This window comes from uncultured Brachyspira sp. (assembly GCF_949287625.1).
Taxonomy (GTDB): Bacteria; Spirochaetota; Brachyspiria; order Brachyspirales; family Brachyspiraceae; genus Brachyspira.
Window position 1 is genome coordinate 1 of the sequence record NZ_CASEGO010000148.1, and the last position, 5405, is coordinate 5405.

At 27.8% G+C, this 5405-nt stretch carries 2 protein-coding genes; both read left to right on the plus strand.

Annotation, left to right across the window (positions count from 1 at the left end):
• Positions 1-751: 751 nt before the first annotated feature.
• Positions 752-3841: a DEAD/DEAH box helicase gene (locus Q1X91_RS14710; RefSeq protein ID WP_300759205.1), complete on the plus strand. Its 3090-nt coding sequence runs from the start codon at positions 752-754 to the stop codon at positions 3839-3841.
• A 275-nt stretch (positions 3842-4116) separates the two neighbouring features.
• Positions 4117-5337, plus strand: a complete 1221-nt coding sequence (locus Q1X91_RS14715) for a hypothetical protein (protein WP_300759207.1) — start codon at positions 4117-4119, stop codon at positions 5335-5337.
• The last annotated feature ends 68 nt before the right edge of the window (positions 5338-5405 follow it).

Here is a 5405-nt window from a genome sequence, read left to right on the forward strand (position 1 = left end):
TCATAAAAGAATACATTCTACTTTAAATTATGATACTCCTATGCTATACTTTAAGAAATTAAGGAATACTTAAATGCAATATGTATGGAACCCGTGCATATTTTTTTATTTTTTCTACTTGATTATTTTTGTATTATGAACTATACTAATAAATGTCAAGCTAAAATTGATTTAAAGAGAGAGTAAAAATGAGCAATTTTTTTACATTATTTAATTTAGCTAATAACCGCCCTCATAGATTTATGCTTGACACATTTATCTCTCTCGAGGGCGTTTCTTATATCTTCAGTCAAATCTGCAAAAAGTGTACTAAATTAGAAAAAAATATAAGATTACTTGTACATCTTTCCGCCGCAAAAAGTTGCAAAAAGTGCAAGTCTAAAAATAATACTAAATAGTACTAATTATGTTTTATATGTAGAATAAATTACTGAATTCAGTGTAAAATGCAGTCTTTTCGCCTGCCTGCGGCACGCAGAGCGGGCACGACTGTGTACTTCGTAGGGTTAGTCCCAGAAAATAATAAAAATATAAAAACTAATTTTGATAAACTATATCTGTTTAGGTATATAAAAATATTATTTTTTAATTAACATAATTTAGTTATCATAATATATTAAAAACTATTCTTTTTTACATATTAACAAAAATCATGTTTTTTTATACATTAAAAATATTGACTTTTATTAATAATTCTATTATCATAAAAGCCATTAAAAATGATGTGTAAAAATATAGTAAGGTTATGGGAATGAACACTAGGGGTAAGTCTAAAAAGAAAATTAAGGAAAATGATAATCCTTTTTTAAATCTTAATGCAAAAGAAAATGATGAGCTTGCAAAGGCTTCTATCAAAACTATAGCAAACAGTGTTGTTATTACTGAAAGCGATAATAAAAGAATAGACAGAAATAAAAAAGAGGAAAACTCTCAAATAATAGATCCTTCGCGTAAAAATTGGCTTTATTATACAAGATCTCCTTTAATGGATAATTACAGAGATAATCTTTACAGAGAATATTACAGCCTTTCTGTACTTTTATCTGTGAGGGGAGATAACAATAACGAAAGAACATTAGGACTTTCTTTAAAATTAATAGACTTAGAAAATAAGAAAGAGTACAGAGTAGGGGAGCTTGAGAGTTTTTTATTTTCATGTGTTATTGGTGATAAACAAAGTATAGAAGATATTGAAAAAACTATAGAGCTTGAAGATTTTAGTAAATCAGAGGCTAAATTAATAAGATTTTTAAATAACTTGTATGCTGAGGCTAAACAGATACAGGAAAATGGTAAATTATGGTTTAAGGACTATAATGCATATCAATGCTTGCTATTATTAAAAGATGTGCCAAATATAAGGCTTGAAAGCAGAGTTATAACATTCAGCGATGAAATTTTAAATTTACAGTTAGAAAGCTATTACAATGAAGAAAAAGATTTAGTGCTTAATTTGAGTATTAAAGATGTTGACTTAAATAGAGTATATACATTCGGAGAGAACTGCGGTTTTATACTTTATAAAGATATTTTTTATGAAACTAATCCGTCATACCCCAAAATAAAAAAGAATATTTTTAAAGACAGCATAATAGTAAAAAAAGATTATATAAAAGATTTCTGTTCAAGAGTGCTTCCAAATTTAAAAAAAGACTTTGATAATATAGAACTTCCAGAAGATATTAGAGAAAATGATATATTAGCTTTTCCAGCTCAGGCATTGGTATTTTTGGATTATGACGGTACTAATGTATTTTCAACTATAAAATTTAAATATGGTTCTTTTACTGTTGATCCTTATTCTGGCAAGTTTACAAGCAGCAATATGTTTGATAATGAAGTTACAGAGATTTACAGAGATACTGAAAAAGAGGAATATTTCTGCAGAACATTATCAAAATATTTGGAAAAAGTTGGAGATTATACTTTTGCCACTTCTGATGATGAGAAGATATTTTATTTATGCTACAAAATACTTCCAGCACTTCAGGATAGAGGCTGGACTTGCTATTATAGCGAATCTTTTAAATCATTAAAATTGAATGTTAAGCCTCTTAAAATGAGAGTTTCTTTAACTAAAGATATTAACTTTTTTGAGATTAATTTTTCTTTTGAAGGCGTTAAAGAGCTTTATGATTTATCAGATATTGTAAGGGCTGTAAAAGTAGAGAATAAAGAATATATAAGACTTCAAAACGGTTCATTTGTACCTATAGATTTGGAAGTAATTGATTATATTGCCAAGATGTTTAAAGAAAATCCTATAGAACAAAAAGAGGATAACAGATACTTGCTTCCTATGTTTAGTGCTCCTTATTTTGCTGATATGCTTGAGAAACACAGCGGCATAGAGCTTGACTTGGACGATAATGCAATAGACACAATAGCAAATATAAAAAGGGTAGATTATGATGAAACACCTCCGAAAACTATAGTAGGGGATTTCAGAAGTTATCAGTTAGTAGGATATAAATGGCTTAGAAAATTGGCTGATATGTCATTAAACGGTATACTTGCCGATGACATGGGGCTTGGTAAAAGTTTTCAGACTATAGCTACAATACTAAAAGAAAAAGAAAACGGTAATAAACTCACTTCTTTGGTTGTTGCTCCTACTTCATGCGTTGCCAACTGGGAATGCGAGATTAAAAAATTTGCTCCTTCTCTTGAAGTAATAGTATTATCAGGCAATTTAAAAACAAGAATGAAAAAAATAAAAGCCGTAAGTAATTATGATGTTGCTGTAATATCATATTCTACATTAAGACGCGATGTAAAGGCACTTAGTGAGAATGAATTTAACTATCTCATATTAGATGAGGCACAGCATATAAAAAATGCCAATACTCAGAATGCCAAAATGGTTAAAAGTTTAAAATCATTAAAAAGACTTGCTTTAAGCGGTACGCCTATAGAAAACAGTATAAGCGAGATGTGGTCTATGTTTGATTTTCTTATGCCGGGATTTTTGGGTAAGCATAAAGATTTTGTTGAAGATTATGAAGCTCCTATACTTGCTGGGTTAGATAGTTCAAGTGAGGCTTTGGATAATTTAAAGACAAGAATAGCTCCTTTTATATTAAGAAGATTAAAAACTGATGTACTTACAGATTTGCCTCCTAAACATACTGTTGTAAGCTACTGCGATTTGACAAAAGATCAAAAAGAACTTTATATGTCTATACTTGAGGCGGCTAGAATAGAAATATTTGAAACAGTGAAACGTAAAGGTTTTGCTCAGTCTCATATAGAAATATTTTCAGCATTAACTAGATTAAGACAGGTTTGCTGCCACCCTAGACTTATGCATGATGATTTGAGAGGAGAAAGTCATACAAGCGGTAAGTTTAACATGTTTATAGAGATGATAAGAGAGGCTATTTCAGGCGGGCATAGTGTATTGGTATTTAGCTCATTTACAAGAATGCTTAATCTCATGCGTAGTGCCTTCAAGAAATTGGGAATAGATTATTTTTATTTGGACGGTGCTACAAAAGACAGAATGGATTTAGTTCATAGATTTAATGCAGGAGAAGCACCCGTATTCCTACTTAGTTTGAAAGCTGCAGGTACTGGACTTACTTTAACTCAGGCAGATACTGTGATGCATTATGATTTATGGTGGAATCCAGCTGTTGAAGATCAAGCTACTGACAGAGCGTACAGAATAGGTCAAAAACGCGTTGTTACAAATTATAAGCTCATAACAAGAGGCACTATAGAAGATAAAATATTAGAACTTCAGAATAAAAAGCGTGTACTAATTGATACTGTTGTAGGGGACTCTATGGGCGACATAAATAAATTAAGCTGGGACGAAGTAAAGAATCTTATAAATTAAGATAGAAATAATTTTAATTTTTTTATATATCATATATAATATTATCAAGAATTATATATTATATTTAATAGATGCATATTTATGAAAGATATACCGCTTTCTAAAGGCTTACAATAGTTTAACTTAGATTTTTTTAATAAACATTTTGCATAGCTTTGCATATCTCAAAGCGTCCCTTTGTCAAGTTATAAGCAGACACCGCATTACTATGGAGAAAGACTGCAATTTGTTGTTATTAATAGTTGATAGTGTATTCATAAAAATGGAGGTTTTATATGCCAAAATCAACATTATTGTACAAATTATTAATATCATGCCCTTCTGATATTGAAAATGAAATAAATATAATAAAAAATGCTATACAAAATTTTAATAAAACATTAGGCGATGCTATAAATACAAAAATAGAAACTTTGTACTGGAAGGATGATGTAATACCTCAAATGGGAGAAGACGGACAATCAATAATAAATAATCAAATAGTAAAAGATGCTGATGCAGTCATTGCAATATTTGGAGAAAAACTAGGTTCTCCTACTCCAAGATATGAATCTGGTACTATAGAAGAAATAGAAGAAATGTTAAAAGAAAAAAAGCAAGTATTTTTATATTTTTCGAATAAACCTATAGATAGAAAAATTAGAGATAGAGAAGAATTTGATAAAATAGAAAAATTTAAAGAAAAATATGGAAGTAAAGGAATATATGCTGAATATAAAGATGATAATGATTTTAAAGAAAAAGTAGATATGTATATATTTAAATATTTTGCTAATATGGATAAATATAATAATACCGCTTCTAATGATAAAAAAATAATAATAAAATCATATAATAATGGACTGCTAAAAAATACTTTAGAATATCATAAAATGATTAATGATTCTAATTCTATAATAAATAGTGAAAAAGAAAAGATAATAGATTTAATAGAAGAAATAAAAAATATAAATTTAGGTATAGCTCCTTATATGTGCAATAATTGTATAAATAATTCCGATTTGGTAATATCTTTCGCATCTGACAATAATATTTCTATAAATAAAAATACTTTTTTTTGTTTAGGAGATTATATCCCTAATAAAAATTATTTTCCACAAACATATATAAATATATATACAGGAAGGAAAGAAACATATTATCCAAATTTTGAAAATGAAAAAAGAAAATATAATTTAATATGTGAATTAATAAATAATATTTATATTTACAATATAAGAAAAGAAAAAATTGAATGTTTATTAAAACTTAAATGTTTATCATTGGCAGTAGTTAACGAAAATGGTCAATATGATGAAAATATATCAGTTTGTATAAAAGTACCTAAAAAACATTTTGTAAATAAAGATTATTTTAATGAGCCCAATTTGAATTTATTAAATAAACTTATTTATGAGTATATTTTTAGACGAACATCTATTGTAGAAGGAATTACAATAAATTGCTATAATAAAATATACATTGGAATGCACGGGTTCCATACATATTGCATTTAAGTATTCCTTAATTTCTTAAAGTATAGCATAGGAGTATCATAATTTAAAGTAGAATGTATTCTTTTATG